General features: G+C 72.6%; 16 protein-coding genes. 11 read left to right on the forward strand and 5 right to left on the reverse strand.

From position 1 onward, the window contains the following. Positions 1 to 58 precede the first annotated feature (58 nt). Entirely contained in the window at positions 59 to 1,477 is a 1,419-nt protein-coding gene (gene argH / locus ACFYL4_RS24500) for an argininosuccinate lyase (RefSeq protein WP_357766229.1), read from the forward strand. Positions 1,478 to 1,498: 21 nt separating this feature from the next. Here the strand turns inward: argH and ACFYL4_RS24505 are convergent, their stop codons facing one another. Both ACFYL4_RS24505 and ACFYL4_RS24510 read right to left on the reverse strand, forming a co-directional pair. After that, positions 1,499 to 2,440, reverse strand: a complete 942-nt coding sequence (locus ACFYL4_RS24505; RefSeq protein WP_387521404.1) for a methyltransferase domain-containing protein — start codon at positions 2,438 to 2,440, stop codon at positions 1,499 to 1,501. A gap of 104 nt (positions 2,441 to 2,544) precedes the next feature. After that, complete coding sequence (locus ACFYL4_RS24510) at positions 2,545 to 3,132, reverse strand: XRE family transcriptional regulator (protein ID WP_357766235.1); 588 nt, start codon at positions 3,130 to 3,132, stop codon at positions 2,545 to 2,547. A 285-nt stretch (positions 3,133 to 3,417) separates the two neighbouring features. Between ACFYL4_RS24510 and ACFYL4_RS24515 the strand changes: the two genes are divergently transcribed. The 9 genes from ACFYL4_RS24515 to ACFYL4_RS24555 all read left to right on the forward strand — a co-directional run bounded on the left by ACFYL4_RS24515 (position 3,418) and on the right by ACFYL4_RS24555 (position 13,878). Next, positions 3,418 to 6,069, forward strand: a complete 2,652-nt coding sequence (locus ACFYL4_RS24515; protein ID WP_387521406.1) for a nitrate- and nitrite sensing domain-containing protein — start codon at positions 3,418 to 3,420, stop codon at positions 6,067 to 6,069. A 1-nt stretch (position 6,070) separates the two neighbouring features. Then, positions 6,071 to 6,505: a roadblock/LC7 domain-containing protein gene (locus ACFYL4_RS24520; RefSeq protein ID WP_357766241.1), complete on the forward strand. Its 435-nt coding sequence runs from the start codon at positions 6,071 to 6,073 to the stop codon at positions 6,503 to 6,505. Next, entirely contained in the window at positions 6,502 to 7,011 is a 510-nt protein-coding gene (locus ACFYL4_RS24525; RefSeq protein ID WP_387521408.1) for a DUF742 domain-containing protein, read from the forward strand. The genes ACFYL4_RS24520 and ACFYL4_RS24525 overlap by 4 nt, the downstream gene beginning before the upstream one ends. Next, the gene (locus ACFYL4_RS24530; RefSeq protein WP_357766244.1) at positions 6,992 to 7,612 is read left to right on the forward strand and encodes an ATP/GTP-binding protein; all 621 of its coding nucleotides are present in this window, start codon (positions 6,992 to 6,994) and stop codon (positions 7,610 to 7,612) included. The genes ACFYL4_RS24525 and ACFYL4_RS24530 overlap by 20 nt, the downstream gene beginning before the upstream one ends. Positions 7,613 to 7,759: 147 nt before the next feature. After that, positions 7,760 to 8,677 carry a cobalamin biosynthesis protein CbiX gene (locus tag ACFYL4_RS24535; RefSeq protein ID WP_357766247.1) on the forward strand — a complete coding sequence of 306 codons (918 nt, stop codon included), beginning with the start codon at positions 7,760 to 7,762 and terminating at the stop codon, positions 8,675 to 8,677. 267 nt (positions 8,678 to 8,944) lie between these two features. Continuing rightward, on the forward strand, positions 8,945 to 11,431 hold the full coding sequence (locus tag ACFYL4_RS24540) for a nitrate- and nitrite sensing domain-containing protein (protein WP_387521410.1): 2,487 nt from the start codon (positions 8,945 to 8,947) through the stop codon (positions 11,429 to 11,431). After that, positions 11,421 to 11,879 carry a DUF742 domain-containing protein gene (locus ACFYL4_RS24545; protein ID WP_357766253.1) on the forward strand — a complete coding sequence of 153 codons (459 nt, stop codon included), beginning with the start codon at positions 11,421 to 11,423 and terminating at the stop codon, positions 11,877 to 11,879. Before ACFYL4_RS24540 ends, ACFYL4_RS24545 begins: the two co-directional genes overlap by 11 nt. Positions 11,880 to 11,953: 74 nt before the next feature. After that, positions 11,954 to 13,171, forward strand: coding sequence for an L-2-hydroxyglutarate oxidase (gene lhgO, locus ACFYL4_RS24550; RefSeq protein ID WP_387521412.1), 1,218 nt, complete (start codon positions 11,954 to 11,956; stop codon positions 13,169 to 13,171). Positions 13,172 to 13,371: 200 nt separating this feature from the next. Further along, positions 13,372 to 13,878 (forward strand): hypothetical protein, encoded by a 507-nt coding sequence (locus ACFYL4_RS24555; RefSeq protein ID WP_357766257.1) that lies wholly within the window; start codon positions 13,372 to 13,374, stop codon positions 13,876 to 13,878. A gap of 253 nt (positions 13,879 to 14,131) precedes the next feature. Here the strand turns inward: ACFYL4_RS24555 and ACFYL4_RS24560 are convergent, their stop codons facing one another. The 3 genes from ACFYL4_RS24560 to ACFYL4_RS24570 form a co-directional block, all read right to left on the reverse strand. Beyond that, complete coding sequence (locus ACFYL4_RS24560; protein WP_357766259.1) at positions 14,132 to 14,872, reverse strand: HNH endonuclease family protein; 741 nt, start codon at positions 14,870 to 14,872, stop codon at positions 14,132 to 14,134. 184 nt (positions 14,873 to 15,056) lie between these two features. Further along, complete coding sequence (locus ACFYL4_RS24565; RefSeq protein WP_387521415.1) at positions 15,057 to 15,650, reverse strand: TetR/AcrR family transcriptional regulator; 594 nt, start codon at positions 15,648 to 15,650, stop codon at positions 15,057 to 15,059. Beyond that, on the reverse strand, positions 15,643 to 16,452 hold the full coding sequence (locus ACFYL4_RS24570) for an alpha/beta fold hydrolase (RefSeq protein WP_387521417.1): 810 nt from the start codon (positions 16,450 to 16,452) through the stop codon (positions 15,643 to 15,645). Before ACFYL4_RS24570 ends, ACFYL4_RS24565 begins: the two co-directional genes overlap by 8 nt. 281 nt (positions 16,453 to 16,733) lie before the next feature. Here ACFYL4_RS24570 and tyrS point away from each other — a divergent pair, with 281 nt between their 5' ends. Beyond that, entirely contained in the window at positions 16,734 to 18,032 is a 1,299-nt protein-coding gene (gene tyrS, locus ACFYL4_RS24575; RefSeq protein ID WP_387521419.1) for a tyrosine--tRNA ligase, read from the forward strand. Positions 18,033 to 18,535: the final 503 nt, after the last annotated feature.

Raw genomic sequence — 18,535 nt, forward strand, 5'->3', positions numbered from 1 at the left:
CGCCGGACGGCGACCGACGCCGTCCCGCACCACCCGAAACGTCACGAAGGAGACCACGATGGCCGACCAGCCCGAGGCCCTGCGCCTGTGGGGCGGCCGCTTCGAGGGAGGACCGGACCAGGCCCTGGCCCGCCTCTCGCTCAGCACGCACTTCGACTGGCGCCTGGCCCGCCACGACATCGCGGGGTCGCGCGCCCACGCCCGCGCCCTCCACCGGGCCGGTCTGCTCACGGCCGACGAACTCGACCGCATGATCGCGGGGCTGGATCGGCTGGAGACCGACGTGGCCTCCGGCGACTTCACCCCCGTCCTGGAGGACGAGGACGTGCACACCGCGCTGGAGCGCGGGTTCATCGAGCGGGTCGGACCCGAACTGGGCGGCCGTCTGCGCGCCGGGCGGTCCCGCAACGACCAGATCGCCACCCTGGTCCGCATGTACCTGCGCGAGGAGGCCCGCGCCATCGCGGACCAGCTCCTCGACCTCGTGCGCGCCCTCGCCGACCAGGCCGGGGCCCACCCGGACGCCGCCATGCCGGGCCGCACCCACCTCCAGCACGCCCAGCCGGTCCTGCTCGCCCACCACCTGATGGCGCACGCCTGGCCGCTGCTCCGCGACGTCGAACGGCTCCGCGACTGGGACCGCCGCGCCGCCGTCTCCCCGTACGGGTCCGGTGCCCTGGCCGGGTCCTCACTGGGGCTGGACCCCGAGGCGGTCGCGGCCGAGCTCGGCTTCCCGGCCTCCTCGGAGAACTCCATCGACGGCACCGCCGCCCGCGACGTGGTCGCCGAGTTCGCCTTCGTCACCGCCATGATCGGTGTGGACCTGTCCCGGCTGTCCGAGGAGGTCATCCTGTGGGCGACGAAGGAGTTCTCCTTCATCACCCTGGACGACGCCTTCTCCACCGGCTCCTCGATCATGCCGCAGAAGAAGAACCCCGACGTGGCCGAACTCGCCCGGGGCAAGGCGGGGCGGCTGGTGGGCGACCTCACCGGTCTGCTCACGACACTCAAGGGCCTCCCGCTGGCCTACAACCGCGACCTCCAGGAGGACAAGGAGCCGGTCTTCGACGCGGTCGACAGCCTGCACCTGCTGTTGCCCGCCATGACCGGCATGGTCGCCACGCTCACGTTCCACACCGACCGCATGGCCGAGCTGGCGCCGCAGGGCTTCTCCCTGGCCACCGACATCGCCGAGTGGCTGGTCCGCGAGCGGGTTCCCTTCCGTGAGGCCCACGAGATCGCCGGTACCTGCGTGCGGGTCTGCGAGGAGCGCGGCGTCGACCTGCCCGACCTCTCCGACGCCGAGTTCGCGCGGATCTCCGAGCACCTCACCCCGGGCGTACGCGAGGTCCTCACCGTGGCGGGCTCCCTGGCCTCCCGCGCGGGCCGGGGCGGTACCGCCCCGGTGCGCGTGGCCGAGCAGCTCGACCGGCTCCGCGCCGACGTCGAGGAGCACCGGAAGGCCTTCACGGCCTGACCCGGGGGCCGCCGGACGGCCTCAGTCCGCCCGGCGGGCCGCCCACACCGAGCGGGTGGTGCGCACGGTGAGGTCGTCCCGGTGGGCGATCCCGTCCGGGGCGTCGGTGTCCAGGAGCCCGTCCAGGGCGGCGAGGTCCCCCGCCGAGAGTTCGTCGGCCACGCCCTCCCGGAGACGGCGCAGGCTGGCCAGGGCGTATTCGACGACCGTCGGGTTTCCGGCGCCCTCGACCGTCGCGGTCACCGTGCGCTCGGCCTCGATCCCGAACCCGGCGGCGGACAGTTTCCGGGTCCAGTCGGCGCCCCGGTGCGGTACGTGTCCGGCGTGCCAGCGGTCGCTCACCGAGTGCAGCACCTCCTCCAGGCCAGGGCGTCGCTCCGGTGCGTCCTCGGGAAGGAAGCGGGGGAATCCGGAGAGCTCCACCAGGGCCAGGAGCCCGTTCGGTGCGAGCAGGTCGCGCACGCGCCGCAGGGCGAGGTCCGGGTCGGCCATGTGGTGCAGGGACGCCGAGGCCCACACCAGGTCCGGTGTGCCGAGGTCGGGCCAGTCGGCCGCGTCGAGATCGGCCAGGACGGTGCGGACGCGGTCCAGTGTCCCGGCCTCGCGGGCCTTGGCCCGCAGCCGGTCGAGGTGCTCGGCGGAGGCGTCGACGGCGGTCACGCGCGCCTCGGGGAAGCGGTCCAGCAGGGGGAGGGTCCCGGCGCCGGTGCCGCAGCCGAGGTCGAGGATCTCCGCCGGGGCGTCGCGCAGCGGCAGCCAGTCGATGACGTCCTCGGTCCGGCGGGCCATCACCCGCGCGTCGAGGTCGAGGATGAGTCCCTGGTCGTGTGAGCCGTGGTCGTGATTGTGGTCGTGCGGGTCGCCGGGGACCGTTCCGTGGCACTGCTGGCCCTGCTGGCCGTGACCCGCGTGGTGGTCCTCGTGCGCGGTGGTGAGCGGCGTGTGCCGGTGTGCGTGCGTCATGGGGCCAGGTTAGACGGCCCTTGCGCCGATGGCAGGGTGTTGTGCGTTCAAGGCAAGAAACTCCGGCGGCGGGCGGCCCGCCGGGCAAGAACACCCGGGCGCGCCTATCCCCCGGAACCCCCGGGGTCGTCCTCGCCCCGCTGGTGCCCCCGGCGCGCGTCACTGTCGAAGATCCCCAGGATCTCGCACGGCCCTCCCTCGGCTCCGATCGCGTGCGGGAGCATCGTCGGGAACTCCGCCGCCTGGTTGGCCTCCATCCGGATGCGCCGGTCGCCCAGCAGGAGCACGGCGGTACCGGACAGCACCACCAGCCACTCCCGGCCCGGATGGGCCCGCATCCGCGAGGGGTGGTCCGGCGGCGGATCGGTCAGCCTCTGGCGCAGGACGGTCATGCCCGGAAGGGCTTTGACCGGCCACCGCAGCCGCCCGTGGGCGCCCTCCACGACCGGGCTGGTGACGACGTCGTCCGCGGCGCTCTCCACCAGCTGGTCCAGTGTGGTGTCCAGGGCCCGGGCCAGGGTGACCAGGGTGTCGAGGGCCAGCCGACGCCGCCCGTTCTCGATGCGGCTCAGCGTGGACGGGCTCATCCGGGCCCGCGCCGCCAGTTCCTCCAGTGACCACCCCTGCGCCAGTCGGAGCGCCCGGACGCGCCCCCGCACCAGTCGGTCCAGATCCCGGTCCTCCTGTGTCATGGCAGCACCCTACGTCCCCGGGGCGCGGTCCGCTCCGGATCAGGACTTCCACCGCCTTCGCCTGACATGCGAGGACACACCGCGCCGCCGGAGTTCCCGAGGTCCCGTCCCGAGCACGATCCAATCTCCGATTCCCCACGCGCCAGGGGGAAGAGTGCGGTAGCGTCCTGAGTCTGCGGACACCGCACGTGTTTCCATCTGCGCGTACCGTGACGACCCGTGCGGGGACCGGCACGCACCAGGCGTGGTCTCCGGTGCCCGCGTCGAGTCCGTGGGAGGAGCGCAGTGGGTCAGCCAGTGAGCACGGGTCGCGGGCCCAGGGCCGGAAACAGGTCCGGTATCAGGGCACAGCTCAACCGGATCGTCCTGATCCCCACCGTCACCTTCCTCGCGTTGTTCGTCCTGCTCAGCACGGCCACCCTCGCCCAGGCGGTCTCCCTGCACCACTCGGTGACCGACGGACGGGCCGGAGCCGACCTCGCCGAGGCGCTCGCCGCCCTCCAGGAGGAGCGCCGGCTCGGGATCGACTTCGTCACCGACCCCGGCGGGGACAGCCGCCAGGAACTCGTCGACGCCGCGCGCACCACCGACGCCGCCCTGGTCGGTCTCCGCCAGGTCCGCGACACCCTGGAGGGGGGCGCGGACGAGCCAGAACCCCTCGCCCTGGCGTTCTTCGGCTCACTGGAGGACGTCCAGGCGCTGCGTACCGACGTCCTCGCCGACCCGGGCCCGGTGGCCGACCTCCTGGACACCTACTCCGGCGCGATCGAACAGGGCATCCGCCTCTACTCGACCACCGTCCAGGGCCTGGACGACGGACTCGTCTCCGACGCCGCCTCCGAGGCCGACAACCTCCTGTGGGCCCAGGAGAGCTTCGGCCACGCCGACGCCGTCATCACCGCCGCCCTCGCCGAGAACGACCTCACCCGCCCCCACCAGGCCGAGATCGCCTCCCTCGCCGGAGACGCGCGCCGCCGCCTGAGCGCGGAGGAGCTCCCGCGAGAGCCCTCCGACGACCGCGGCACCGACGCGCCCACCGAGGCCGCGTCGGACACCGAGGCCGAGGACGAGGCCGCCCGCGTGGAGCGCATCACCCGCAGCGCCGCCTGGGTGGAGGCCATGGGCATCGCCGACACCCTGGTCCAGCACGAGGCCCCCGTGAGCGTCGACCCCCTCACCGGGGAGATCACCCGCGACCCCGCCCCGCCCGGCGGTCTGGGCGACTGGCGCGCGGCGGCCGACGAGGTCAACGCCGGGTTGGCCGAGGTCACCACCGACCGGGTGGACAGCGTCGTCACCTCCACGGAGGAGGCGAGTTCGTGGATGTTCACGATGGCCCTCGGCGGCGGCATCACCTCCCTGTTCGCCGGAACCGTCGCCTACGGGGTCGCCGCCAGCTCCGCCAGCCGCCTGACCTACCGGCTGGCCAGGCTCCGCGCCGAGACCCTCGGCATCGCCCGCAGTGACCTCCCCAGGATCGTGCGCCGACTGGAGGCGGGCGAGAGCGTGGACCTGGACACCGAGATGAAGCAGCTCGACCACGGCACCGACGAGGTCGGCCAGGTCGCCGACGCCTTCAACATCGCCCAGCGCACCGCCGTGGGAGCCGCCGTCAAGCAGTCCGACATCCGCGCGGGAGTCAGCCGGGTCTTCCTGGGCATCGCCCACCGCAACCAGTCGCTCGTGCAACGCCAGCTCCAGCTCCTGGACCGGATCGAGCGCGAGGAGGAGGACCCGGACCTGCTGGAGAACCTCTTCCAACTCGACCACCTCGCGACCCGGGGGCGCCGCCACGCCGAGAACCTCATCATCCTCGGCGGTGCCCAGCCCGGTCGGCGCTGGCGCCACCCCGTCCCGCTCGTGGACATCCTGCGCGGCGCCATCTCCGAGACCGACGAGTACGCCAGGGTCGAGCTCACCTCCGTCCCCGACCTCTCCCTGGTGGGCGCGGTCGTCGCCGACGTCATCCACCTGCTCGCCGAGCTGGTCGAGAACGCCACCGCGTACTCGCCGCCCCACACCAACGTCACCATCGCCACCGACAACGTCCCCAAGGGCGTGGTGATCGAGATCGAGGACCGGGGCCTGGGCATGACCGAGGAGGTCCTGGAGGAGAACAACGCCACGCTGTCCGAGGCGCCCGAGTTCGACGTCATGACCCCCGGGACGGACGGTCGGCTCGGCCTGTTCGTCGTGGCCCGGCTCGCGCTCAAACACGAGATCGGCGTGCAGCTCCGGCCCTCGCCCTACGGCGGCACCCGCGCGGTGGTGCTCGTCCCGGGCGCACTCGTGGTCTCCAGCGGGGGAACGCCGGTCGAGCGCCCCCGCGCGGCCGTGCTCGCCCGGTCCAACGGCGTACGCCCCGAACCGACCGCGGACCACGACCATGACGACCCCGCCGACCTGCTGGCCACGGAGGGCGGCTCCCGGCACGCGCGCCCGGTCCTGCGCTCGGTGCCCGAACACGACGACCCGCCCCCCGTCCCGGTGTCGGGCGAGCCCGGCCCCGGCACCCCCTCGGGCGGCCACGGCCCCGGCGGACCGCTCCTGCGCCAGGTGCCCGACCTGTCACCCGAACCCGCCCCCGAACCGGTGCCCCGTCAACGGTCCCGGGGCACCGGCCACGCGCCCCTGCCCCGCCGCGGCGCGGACGACACCGGGGTCGGGGCCGGGCCGGACCGGGCCGGTCTGCCCCGGCGCAGGCGCCAGGCCAACCTCGCGCCCCAGCTCCGCGACGACCCCTCGACCGGAGCGGTCCCGCGCGGACCCGAACCGGTGTCGCAACGCAGTCCCGAACAGGCACGTCGCATGATGGACGCCTTCAGCGCCGGAACACGACGCGGCCGAGCCGAGGAGATCGGCCCCGAAGAGCCCCGGCACAGCAGTGATGACCAGGTCGGTGCAGGCGCCGACGACCACACAGGAGAGAGCGACTGAGATGGTGGGCATGAGCAAGGCCGCGGACAACCTGGACTGGCTCCTGGACGACCTGGTCGACCGTGTCGTGGGGGCCAGCCACGCGATCGTGCTGTCGGCCGACGGACTGCTCCTCGGGCGCTCCCGGGGGCTGGTCGCGGACGACGCCGAGCATCTTTCCGCGGTGGCCTCCGCGTTCCAGAGTCTGGCCCGGGGCACCGGCCGCCACTTCGGCGGCGGAGACGTCCGCCAGACCGTGGTCGAGATGGAGCACTCGTACCTGTTCGTCACCGCGGCCGGTACCGGGGCCTGCCTGGCCGTCCTGGCCACGGAGGACGCCGACGTCGGGCTGGTCGCCTACGAGATGAACCTCCGGGTCAAGCGGGTGGGCCAGTTCCTCACCGCGCCGCCCCGGCGTCCGGGCCACCTCACGGCCATGGGAGGAGGGAGCTCGTGAACACCTCCGGCGAACAGTACGGCGGGCCGCTGGCGAGCGTGCCACCGGTGACCGGGAACCAGGAGGGCGCGGGGCCCGCGCGGCGTACGCACCCCACCTGGCACCGGGGCCGAGGACACCCCACCTCCGAGGGGCCCGCCTCCGGCATCACCCCTGGCGACGCCCCGGCCGGCCCGCTGGTGCGCCCGTACACGATGACGCGGGGCCGGACGCGGCCCGGCAGCGCGGGCCGCGGGCTGGACCTGATCACGATCGTCATGGCCGCACGGGAACGCGACGACCGGCCCCGGGACCCCGAACTCCAAGCGATCCTGACACTGTGCCGTCGTCCCATTTCGGTCGCGGAGATCTCCGCGCGCCTGGACATCCCCCTGACGGTGGTCAAGGTCCTCCTCGGAGACCTGGTGGCCCAGGGGGACGTCCACACCCGGGCAGCGATGCCCGTGACCCAGCTACCCGAGAAGAAAGTACTTCAGGCGGTACTCGATGGCATCCGCAGACTCTGAGATCCGACCGGGGGCACAGACGGCGCGCGAGGCGCCTGAGGCGATACCCCAAGCGGTCAAGATCATCATCGCCGGAGGGTTCGGCGCAGGAAAGACGACGATGGTGGCCTCGGTCAGCGAGATCACCCCGCTCAGCACCGAGGAGGTGATGACCGAGGCGAGCCAGGGGGTCGACGACCTCGGGGGAGTGGAGAACAAGACCACCACGACCGTGGCACTGGACTTCGGTCGGATCACGATCAACGAGGACATCGTCCTGTACCTGTTCGGCACCCCCGGACAGGACCGCTTCTGGTTCATGTGGGACGAGCTGGTGGAGGGCGCCCTGGGCGCCGTGGTGCTCGCCGACACGCGCCGACTGGACACCTGCTTCCACGCGGTGGACTTCTTCGAGCGCCGGGGGGTGCCGTTCGTGGTCGCGGTCAACCAGTTCGACGGGGCGGCCCACTACGAGGCGGGAGAGGTGCGCGAGGCGTTGGACATCCCGGAGGAGGTTCCCCTGCTGATGGCGGACGCCAGGGTGCGGGGGTCGTCCAAGGACGTCCTCGTCCGCCTGGTGACCCACGTCATCAACAGCCGCCGTCCGGTTCTCAGCGGTTGACCGGGTGACCCCGCCAGTCCGAGCCGGGTCGGCCCGTTGTACGTTCGGGAGAAACGCCCGTGAATGTGGTGTTGAACGCTACAATGTCGCGGCAGTGACCACCCGCTTTGACAGCGAGCCCCATCCACTTCTCGTCTGAATCCTGGTATGCGAAACTCTGACCGACTTCCCCCACGCGAACTGCCCAAGCGGCGTTCCGGACGCCACCGCAACCCGCTGTCCTTCGACAACTGGTTCGGTACCCCCACCCTGATCATGGCGGTCCCGGGCACGGCCGAACAGGCCAGGGACGCCGACGGTGAGTTGATCGGTTCCCGAATGGCCGACCTCGTCCGGGCCTACCGCCCCGAGGTCACCATCAGGTTCGGGCACACCGAGGGCAACGAACTGGGTATCGGCGAGGCCCTGGCCGACCTGGAGAAGTCCGAGGGCCGACCGCTCGCCGGCGTCGTGGTCCCCCTGGTCACCGCGCCGCACTCGGGCACCAGCGCGGCGATCCGGGCCGCGGTGGCCGAGTCGGGCGCCGACGTCCGCGTCACCGAGGGCCTGGGACCGCACCCGATGCTCGCCGAGGTGCTGCACCTGCGCCTGGCCGAGGCCGGGTTCGTCCGTGCCGACCGCATGCGCCTGATCAGCGTGACCGCCCGCAACACCACCATGGCGGACGGCGTCGTCGTCGGTGCCGTGGGCGGTGAGGAAGCCGTGGCCGCCGCCGGTGTCACCGCGGTGCTGCTCGCGGCCAGGCTCGGGCTGACGGTCCTCCCGGCGGACCTGGAGAACGAGGCCTCGGTCGAACAGGTCGTCTCCCAGCTGCGCCAGGGCGGTTGCCAGCGTCCCGTCGTCGCGCCCAGCGCTCTCGGGCCGGAGGTCGGGGCCCGGTACCTGGCCGAGCTCGCCGAGCGCCACGGCGCCCGACCCGGCGCGCCCCTGGGCGCCGACAGCCTGCTGGGCAAGATCGCCGCGCTGCGCTACGCGGAGGTGCTCAACTCGCTGGGGGTGGAGCAGCCGCCCACCGCCGAGGAGCTGCCCGCGCCGGTGGGCTCCCGTCACCGTCCGGAGTCCTGATCCCGCGACACGCCCCGCCAGGACCGCTTCACACAGGGCCGCCCGGACCACCGGGCGGCCCTGTCGCGTACGCCGGGTGTGACCTGCTCCTACACGGGAGCGTCGCTGGGTCCGGAGGGTCGGTGGGCACGGTTCCCACAAGGACTTATAACTAGTCGTGATCGTTTGACAACGTACGGCAATGTTTTTTCGATAGCCTCGGCAGGACCGAAAGCCGCCGAGGCTCCTCCTCAGGACGCCCCGGCACCCGCACGGGCTGGAGGGGCCATGCGAAGAACTCACGCGTCCAACCGGACGATCCGCGGGCAGCTCAACCGGATCGTGCTCATCCCGAGCCTGTGCTTCCTCGCGCTCTGGCTCATCGTGGCCACGCTGGGAACCGCGCAGGCCGCGCAGCTCATGAACGCCGTGGGCCAGGCACGCGAGGGCACCGAGGTCCTGTCCAGGGCCGCCACCGAACTGCGCGCCGAACGCCGACTGTCCATGGTCCACCTGGGAGTCCAGGACGGGGGAGGGGAGCCGACCCGCGCCGACGACCTGCTGGAGCAGCGCGAGACCACCGACTCGGCCCTGTCCGAGGCCGTCGACCTCGCCACGAGGATGGAGCGGGGCAGGGACGCCGAGGTGAACCGCAACGCCACCCTGGTCTCCGGAGCCCCCGACCGCCTGGCCGCGCTGCGCACCATGGTCGACGCGCGCACCGTCAACCGGGAGGAGGCCCTCGGCGGCTACGGTGACCTGCTGTCCGCCCTCACCGACACCGTGATCGCGCTTCTGCACACCACCGACGGCGGCGAGAACCTCACCGACGCGGTCCTGACCAGGGAGATGCTCGCCGCGCGCGAGGACTATGCCACGGCGGACGCACTGCTCGCCGGGGTCATCGCGGCGGAACGCATGACCTACGAGGAGACCGCACACTTCACCTTCCTCACCGCCTCCTACCGCGCCACCCTGGACACCGTCGGCCACGCCATGCACCCCAGCGTCCGGGCCGCCCACGAGGCCCTGACCCAGGACGACACCTGGACCCGCGCGGAGGGCTTCAGCCGCAGGGTCGTCACCCGCCCGCCGGTCGCCCAGAGCGACGACCTGCCCCCCGGCCAGGCACCCCTCACCGAGTGGAACTCCGCCATCGACATCGAGGCGCAGGAGTGGGACACCTCCTCGGCCGTCGCCGCCAGCTCCCTGGACGACATCGCCCGGACCCAGATCGCACGCACCGTCGACCTGGCCTGGAGCGCCGCGCTGCTGCGGGTCGCCCTCGGGGTGGCCGCCGCGGCTGTCACCCTGCTCGGCGGCGTGGTTGCCATCGCGCTCGTGGGCCGCTCCTCCCGCCGTCTCACCGAACGCCTCACCTGCCTGCGCGAACAGATCCTCGACCGGGACGCCGACCTGCCCGCCATCATCGAGCGGGCCCAGCGGGGCGACAAGGTCGACGTCGTCGACGAGCTCCCCGCCCTGGACGAGGAGGGCGACGACGAGATCGGCCAGGTCGCCGACGCCTTCGACACCGCCCAGATCACCGCGGTGGAGGCGGCCGTCCGCCAGGCGGAGATCCGTCGGGGCGCCAACCGTGCCTTTCTCGGGATCGCCTTCCGCAACCAGACCCTGGTCCAGCGCCAACTGCGGCTCCTCGACGAGATCGAGTACAAGGAACAGGACCCCGAGGCGCTGCGCCGGCTCTTCCGCCTGGACCACCTGGCCACCCGGGCCCGCCGCTATGCGGACAACCTCATCATCCTGGGAGGCGGCCAGTCCGCCCGCCGGTGGCGCCAGCCCCGCCCCCTCGTCGACGTACTGCGGGCGTCCGTCGCCGAGACCGAGGACTTCGAGCGCGTACGCCTCACCTCCGCGCCCCGGGTGCTCATGCACGGGCAGGTGGTCGCCGACGTCGTCCACCTCCTGGCCGAACTGGTGGAGAACGCCACCCAGTTCTCCCCGGCCGGAACCACCGTCGACGTCGGGTGCACCCCGGTCGGCGGGGGGCTGGTCGTGGAGATCGAGGACCGGGGGCTGGGCATGTCCGAACAGGGGTACGCGGCGGCCGAGCGCACCCTCACGCAGCCGCCGGAGTTCGACGTCATGGCCCTGCCCGACGACCCCCGCCTGGGGCTGTTCGTCGTGGCGCGCCTGGCCGAACGGCACGGCATCCGCGTGTGGCTGCACCCCTCGCCGTACGGGGGGACCCTGGCCACCGCCCTCATCCCGGACAGCCTGCTGGAGCCCGTGGACAACCCCGTCCCGGTCACCGGCGCCCCCTCGGGGGTGCCCGCCTTCCCCGGTGCCCTGGGGCACCTCGCCGACCAGGGGCGGGGGACGGGCGCCCAGGGGCCGTTCGGCCGGTCCGGACCGCAGGGGGTCCCCGAGCGCCACGACCCGAGCCCACGGACCGGACCGCAGGCTCGGACCGGACCGCAGCCCAGGAGCGGACCGCAGCCCCGGACGGGTGTCGCGCCCCGGCAGGGCGTCCAACAGGCGAGCGGACCGCAGCCGAGGAGCGGCCCCCAGGCCCCCGCCGGGCCCCTGCCCCAGCGCAACCCGCAGCACCGGGGCGGTACCACCGACCCGCGGGGGTCGCACACCCCCTCCGGGGCGCAGCGCCCCCACCTCCCCCCGGGACCGAGGAACCGCGACGGCTCAGCCCGGCCGCCCGTCCGGTTCGGCGACTCCGGCGAGCAGGAACCGTCCGGTTCCGCTCCGCCCGGAACCGCGCCCTTCCCGACACCGCCAGGAGGACACAGTGAGCGCTGAGGGCCGCCACGCCCGTCGGCTGACGGAGCACGGCACAGCCGACCGCACCGCCGACCGCGGTCCCGGACACGTCGACGAGGGGGAGGACGCGCTGAACGAGCGGTTCCTGCGTCCCTACGCCGTCGACGTCGGCACCCCGGAGCGGGCCGCCCTCACCGAACCCGCGGCGGCCTCCGCCGAACTCGACCTGCTCACCCTGGTCGTGGCGGCCCGCACCCCCGGGCACCGGGAATGGCTGCGTCCCGAGCGCGAGGCGATCCTCCACCACGCCGTGCGCGCCCGCACCGTGGCCGAGCTGGCCGCCGAGGTCGGCCTCCCCATGGGGCAGGTGCGCTCGATGGTCACGGACATGGTCGCGGAGGGCGCGCTCCAAAGGTGCGGGCCCTCCCGGCCGCTGGGGCGCGACGACATCCTGCACGCCGTGTTGGTCGGGCTGCGTTCGCTGTGATCCCGGCCGGTGGGCTCGGTGTTCCTCGTCACCCGGTGCCGGAGCGCCGGGTGGGCGCTTGCTAGCGTGCGCCCATGCGCAGCACCGAACACATCGGCATCATCGGAGCGGGGATCGTCGGACTGGCCCTGGCCCGTCACATCACCCTCCACCGCCCCGGCACCCGCGTCACCGTCCTGGAGAAGGAGAACCGGGTCGCCGCGCACCAGACCGGCCACAACAGCGGCGTCGTCCACGCCGGGCTCTACTACCGGCCGGGATCGCTCAAGGCGACCCTGTGCCGCAGGGGGGTCGGTCTGCTCCGGGACTACTGCGCGGAGCACGGCCTGCCCTACGAGGAGGCGGGCAAGCTCCTCGTCGCGGTGAACGCGGAGGAGGAGGCGCGCCTCGACGACATCGAGGCCCGGGCCAGGGAGAACGGTGTTCCCGGGGTCACCCGGCTCGGCCCCGACGGCCTGCGGGAGATCGAACCCCACGCCGCCGGGATCGCGGCCCTGCACTCGCCCGCCACCGCCATCACCGACTTCGTCGCGGTCGCCGAGCAGATCGCCGACGACGTGCGCCGTTCCGGCGGCCGGGTCCTGCTCAACACCCCCGTCATCGACATCCGTCAGGACCACGACGGCGCGGAGGCCCTCACCGGCGATCCCCGGGGAGAGCGGGTCATCCACCGGTTCGACCGGATGGTCCTGTGCGGCGGGCTCCAGAGCGACCGGCTCGCACGTATGGCGGGCGGGGGCGACGATCCCAGGGTCGTCCCCTTCCGGGGCCACTACCACGAGCTCGTCCCCGAACGTCGTGACCTCGTCCGGGGGCTGATCTACCCGGTCCCCGACCCCCGGTACCCGTTCCTGGGCGTGCACCTGACCCGTCACGTACACGGCGAGGTCATGGCCGGCCCCAACGCCATCCTCGCCCTGGCCCGCGAGGGATACCGCGCCCGTGACCTGCGCTCGCGCGAGCTCGCGCAGACGCTCGCCTGGCCGGGGTTCTGGCGGCTGGCCCGGCGGCACTGGGCGGTGGGGGCGAGGGAGACCCTGGTCTCGGCCTCCCGAGCGGTGTTCGCGGGGCAGGCCCGACGCCTGCTCCCCGAGCTGACCGCCGCCGACCTGCGCCCCGCTCCCGCCGGCGTGCGCGCCCAGGCCCTGGGACGCGACGGCGAGCTGCTGGACGACTTCCACGTGGACACCCACGGTCGGGTCGTGTGCGTGCGCAACGCCCCCTCACCGGCGGCGACCTCGTCCCTGGCCATCGCCGAGTTCCTCTACGACCACCACGTCGAGGGGGCCTGACCCCGTGACGCGGCGCGGAGCCGGACGCACGGGGTCCCCGGGGGCCACCGCGACGCACGGGGCGCCGGGGCACGGTCTCCGGTGTGTCGGAGCGGAGTTATCCACAGGTTCGAGGACACCCTGGTACCGGGCGTCCGCCCGGCGGAGCATGGAATCACCGGTCACCCGGGAGGGTCCCGAGGTCACCGGCGGAGGTGACCATGCGTCTGACCAGCTGGGCCCCGGTGGCCCTCGCCACGTTGCTCGTACTCGTTCTCACGGCGGCCGCGTCCGCCGTCGGCCCCCGAGGAGGCCCCTTGGACGGATTCACCATCGGCCACCTGCCCGCCCAGGTCGGTCCCCAGGCCTCGGCCTCGGACTTCACCTACGAGTGGGGGGAGGTCTCCTTCACCCAGCGGGCCTGGGAGCAGGCCAAGGAGGGCGGCGGCTTCGAGGTGCTGCTCCAGGTCCTGGTCCTACGCGGTGAGGGGCTGACGGACCTGGAGGCGGTCCGCGCCTTCCTCACGGACTACCACGAGCGCGACCCGGACTCCTGGGAGCTCGGGGAGTTCGACAACAACGGCACCGCCGGACTGCACGGCGGCTCGGAGGCCTTCTGGAGCCCCGAACCGGGAGTGGCGGTCGAGGTCCGCGACCCCTTCGGCCGCCTCGGTGAGGAGGAACTCCTGGCCACGGCCCGGGGCGTGCGTCACGAGAACCCGCTCTAGGGTCGGCCCCGGGGTGCCCGGGCGCCCCGGGTCGGGGAACCTCCGGGGGCGGGGAGCTTCCGGGGCGGGTGCGTCCAGGGCCCCGCGCGTCGTGAACCGGGGACCGTGTTCGGCCACCCTCGCGAGGGCCTGGCCACGGGTGGCCGGAAGGACGCGGGGCCGCCCCGTCGATCGCGGCGGCGACCCTGGTGGCACGACATGACAAGACGGCGGCCCCCAGGACAACGGGGGCCGCCGTCGGGTCGGAACCGGTTCAGCAGCCCGCGAGGACCTCGCGCAGGGCGGCCTCCTCGTCGGGGTCCGCGGTGAGGTCCCACTTGTGCTTGACCTCGATCCAGGACACCACGTAGTCGCAGTGCGAGGACTCCAGGGGCGGCAGCCAGTTCGCGGGGTCCGCGTCACCCTTGGCACGGTTGGTCGACGCGCTCACCGCCCACAGCTGGGACGAGTCGAGGTCGTTGGCGAACTTCTGCCGTTCCTCGGTCGACCAGGAGTGGGCGCCCGAACGCCACCCCTCCTTGAGCGCCACCATGTGGTCGATGTCGATGTCCTGGGCCTCGGTGAAGGTCTCACCGTCGTAGGGGCTGTACCAGGAACCGGACACCGGCTGGCAGTTGTCGTTGGTCTGGACGTCCTCGCCGTCGCGGAGCAGTACCACCTGACGGGTGGAGCAGTTGTCCTGGACTCCGGAGTCCCAGTGGGGGAACAGCGCGCGGTCGTACCCGGGCGGGTCGTCCTCCTCCTCGATCCGGATCTCCTCCAACCGCTCCCTGGCCTGGTCGACGTCGGAGGAGCCCGCCGAGGAGGAACCCCCTCCGGGGGAGCCCTGCGGATCGGCGGGATCACCGAACTCCAGGTCGATCACGCCCAGCTGTTGCAACACGAAGGCGGCCAGCACGACGACGCCGATGACGGTGCTGACGACCGCGGTCAGCCGTGAGGCGGGCTTCTTCCCGCCCTTGGCGGGGGGTCGGGGGGAGGACTTCTGGGCCATCGGGGAACTCCAACACTGTGGTGCCTGCCGACACGGGCGGGTCGTCCGGTTCGGGTCCCTCAAGCTTGACCCATCGGAGAACCGGTCCGTAACGGTGTCCGGGGTGAGTTCTTCCTGGCGGCCGGGCCCCGAGCGACCGGGCCCCGGGGCCGGGGGAGGACGTCCGCGTGGGGCGTCCCCGACCTCAGGCGCCGGTCCCGATCGGCCCCCCGCCGTCGGGAACGGGTTCCAACTGACGGAGGATGCCGTCCGTGAGCAGGGCGAAGCTCGCGTCGACGTCCTCCGGGAGGCCGAACCCGCCCCGGGTCTCCAGGTCGACGAACCCGTGCAGGGCACTGCGCAGGGCGCGGATCGTGTGCACCATCCGCTCATCGGGGATCGCGAACCCCCGCAGCACCGCGGTGATCACCTCGACGGGACGCGCGAAGAGCCTCTGCGCCTCGGTGTCCGACGGGGACGGCGACCGTTGGATCGAGGAGTAGCGCCCGGGGTGCTCCAGCGCGTACCGCCGGTAGGAGGCGAACACCGCGCGCAGGGCTTCGGGACCGGACCGGCCGACCGCCGACGCCTGGAGGCGCTCGGCGAGTTCGGCCACGGCGAGCAGGGACACCGCCCGCCGCAGGCCGTCCAAGCCGTCGACGTGCTTGTACAGACTCGGGGTGGCCACCCCCAACCGCTTGGCCAGCGCGGCCAGGGTCAGGGCCTCGAACCCGTGCTCGTCGGCGAACGCGGCGGCGTCGGCGGTGACCACCGAGGGGGTCAGCCCCGCCCTAGGCACCGGCTTCCGCCTTCGCGACCAGGTCGAGCAGCACCGGGACGACCACGTCGGGTCGCTGGGACTGCGCGTAGTGACCGCACTCGGGGACCATGACCACGTCGCCTCCCACAGCCGAGGCCACCCAGTCGGCCTCGGCCCAGGGGTCCTTCCAGTCGGGGTCCAGCTCGCCCATGACCACCACGGCACGTGCGGCCATCCCGCGCGCGTCGTCGATCGTCTCGTTGGGAGCCGCGATGGTCCGGGCCACGGCCGCGCGCCGGTCGGCAGGTCGGAGCATCGCCCGGACACGCTCCTTCTGCTCCCGGTGCCCTTCGGGGACGCGTCCCTTGTGCAGGGAGTCGTAGACGGCGGTCAGACCCCACGACATCCAGGGCCCGGAGACGAGGAACCGCAGGGCGGCGCGCTCCAGGAGGTTCTGGACTCCCGGACGCAGGAAGGGGCCGAGCAGGGCGACGCCCGCGACGAGCTCGGGGCGGTCCAAGGCCGCGATGGTCGCGGCCGCGGCCCCCATCGAATTGCCCGCGACGACCACCCGCCGGGCGCCGAGCTCCTCGGCCAGGGCGACGACGTCACCGGCGGTCGCCCGGCTGTCGTACCTCTCGAACGTGGTGTCGCTGTCTCCGTGGCCGCGTAGGTCCATGACGGCCACGCGGTGTCCGGTCTCGGCGAGCGCCGAGGCGACGAACCGGAAGGAGGCCCGGTGGTCGAACATCCCGGGAACGCAGATCACGAGTGTTTCGGTGTCGCCCTCTCCATGGAGGTCGTAGGCGATTCGCCCCTCCGGGCGCTGGAGGTGGTGCATGTGGGGTTCCCTCTTCCTTGGCCGAGCCGATCAGCTCATGCCCATAGCCCTGAAGCTAATGCTATTAGCCAAGTGCGTCAAGTGCCCCGTCGCCGACCACGCCGCCCGCGCCATCACCGCCCGGCAACGCCGCCACCACGCGCCCACCGTGTGAACTGCGCCGACGCACGGCCGCTACCGTGGCCGTGTGAGGGATAACCGGGTGCCCCACACGCGCACCCGCCCTACACTGCTAGGCAGATCGGGCCGAAGGGCCCGCCTACACAACAGAGAGCTACACAGTGATCGACATCATCGACGAACTCCAGTGGCGCGGACTCATCGCGCAGACGACCGACCTTGACGCACTCCGCAAGGCGCTGGCCGATGGTCCGATCACCCTCTATTGCGGATTCGACCCCACCGCGGGCAGCCTGCACGTCGGCCACCTCACCCAGGCCCTCACCCTGGCCCGCTTCCAGCAGGCCGGACACCGTCCCATCGCGCTCGTCGGCGGCGGCACGGGCCTTATTGGCGACCCCAAACCCAACGCCGAGCGCCAGATGAACTCGGTCGAGACGGTGCGCGGCTGGGTCGGCAACCTCGCCGGCCAGCTCTCGGCCTTCCTGCGGTTCACGCCCGAGGGCGAGCAGGCCGCACCGACCGACGCCGTCCTGGCCGACAACGGCGACTGGCTGGGGGAGATCAACGCGATCGAGCTGCTCCGTGACGTGGGCAAGCACTTCAGCATCAACCAGATGCTCGCCCGGGAGACGGTCAAGAGCCGTCTCGACGGAGAGGGCATGAGCTACACCGAGTTCAGCTACGTCCTCCTCCAGTCCTACGACTACGTCGAGCTCTACCGCCGCTACGGGTGCACGCTCCAGACCGGTGGCTCCGACCAGTGGGGCAACATCACCGCGGGCCTTGACCTCGTCCGGCGGATGGAGGGCAACGAGCCCCACGGCCAGGCGCACGCCCTGACCACGAACCTGCTCACGAAGGCCGACGGCACCAAGTTCGGCAAGACCGAGACCGGCACGGTCTGGCTCGACCCCGAGCTGACCTCGCCCTACGCCTTCTACCAGTTCTGGTTCAACGCCGACGACCGGGACGTGGTCCGCTACCTCAAGGTGTTCAGCTTCCTGTCCCGCGAGGAGATCGAGGACCTGGAGCGCCAGACCGTGGAGCGTCCGCAGGCCCGAGCCGCCCAGCGCACGCTCGCGGAGACGCTGACGACGCTCGTTCACGGTGAGGAGGAGACCCGCAAGGTCAAGGACGCCAGCCTGGCGCTGTTCGGGCGGGCCGACCTCTCGGAGCTCGACGGCCGCACCCTGGACGCGGCTCTCGCCGAGGTGCCCAAGGCCGAGGTCGACGGTCCCGTCGAGGAGCTGCTGGTCACCGACCTGTTCGCCCTCAGCGGTCTGACCCCGAGCAAGTCGGCGGCCCGGCGCGCGATCCAGGAGGGCGGGGCCTACGTGAACAACGTGAAGGTCACCGACGTCGAGGCGCGGCTGGGCGCGGACGACGTGCTCGCCGACCGCTTCGTCGTGCTCCGCAAGGGCAAGCGCAACATCGGCGGCGTCGTCCTCAAGGGGTAGCGAGAGCGCCGAGCGGGACGCGGACGAGGGCCGGACTCCCGTGGGGGTCCGGCCCTCGTCGCTGCGTGGACCCTCGGCCGGGCCCACCCCGGGTTTGACCCGAGGGTGAATCGGGCATGACCGACCATGTCTGAGCACAGCCGACGTACCGGCGCGCACCTGGTGTGAGGCCCGCGCGCGGGAAAGACCGAGGCCCGGATCGCCGAGAAGGCGACCGATCCGGGTCCTCACTTGACGTCTGCCCGCGGTTCTCCTACACTCGGACAGGTCGCCGCGGGACGGCGGGCGAAACCCCTGTGGTCCGCGCCCGGAACCGGGCCGCGACCATCGACCCCCTCTCCACAGCATCGTGGTTCGAGCAGTCGCTCGGAGCAGGTAAGCTCAGGGAGTTGCTTCGAAAGGCCCACGGAAACACGGGCCAGGAAAAGCACCGGGAATTCTTTCCCCGGATCAGCTGGAAAGCGAAAACGCCGATTTGGCGGGGCGCGGAACACCTGATAAAG

This window comes from Nocardiopsis sp. NPDC006938 (assembly GCF_042869555.1).
GTDB lineage: Bacteria > Actinomycetota > Actinomycetes > Streptosporangiales > Streptosporangiaceae > Nocardiopsis.